Here is an 847-nt window from a genome sequence, read left to right as displayed (position 1 = left end):
GAGGCCCGTCGACGTGGAGGTCGACAGCGAAGCGACTGAGCTATCGGTGGAGCTGAGGCCCGTCGACAACGAAGTGATGCCGGTAGACAGCGACGAGATCGCGCTGCTGGACGACGACACCGTCGTCGACAGCGAATCCACGGCCGAATTGGTCGCGAAGAGCTGGGAGCCGTTGATCGCGTCCGTGCTGGTCGCGGTGATTTGACCGGCCGCGACATTGGTGATCTGACGCGTGGTGCCCGTGCTCGCATTGCCGACGCTCACCACGCTGGTCGGATTGCCGCCCGCAAACGTGCTCGTCACGCCGCCGATGATGCCCGTCGGCGTGGGGTTGGGCGCCGCGGTGACGGAGCCGCGGCCGAGCGCGACGTCGCCGGTGTTGTTGGCGATGGCCTTCGGACCGATCGCGACCGAGTCGGTGCCGAGCGCCTGGCTGTCCGCTACCGTCGAATTCGCGTGGAAGTACTTGATGCCCTGGCTATTGATGCTGTCGATCGCCGAGCCGACGCTGCCGGCGGTCGACGTCGTGCCGTTCGCGTTGTAGGTGGTGTATGCCGGAGCGGAAACCGTGCCGGTCGTCGGATCGTACTTGGCGCCGCCGCCCAGTGCGGAGGCCGTGCTGTTGCCGAGGTTGTCCGTCTTGGTCGTGACCGAGCTGAGACCCGTGGACAACGAGCTGATGCCGGTCGAAGTCGACGTGGAAAGCGACGTGATCGAACTGTTAGCGGACGACAGGCCGGTCGAGGTTGACGACGAAAGCGAGGTCATCGAGCTATTGGTCGAGCTGAGGCCGGTGGACAGCGAATTGATGCCGGTCGAAGTCGACGTGGACAGCGACGTGATCGAG

Annotated in this window: 1 pseudogene; it reads right to left on the bottom strand. The window is 65.3% G+C overall.

Going from position 1 to position 847, the window contains the following annotated elements:
* Positions 1-847: pseudogene (locus tag ACTJKF_RS31375) on the bottom strand (ESPR-type extended signal peptide-containing protein); the annotation flags it as partial.

This window comes from Burkholderia sp. 22313 (assembly GCF_052045245.1).
In the GTDB taxonomy this organism is placed as follows: domain Bacteria; phylum Pseudomonadota; class Gammaproteobacteria; order Burkholderiales; family Burkholderiaceae; genus Burkholderia.
This window is presented reverse-complemented; position numbering and strand designations above follow the sequence as displayed.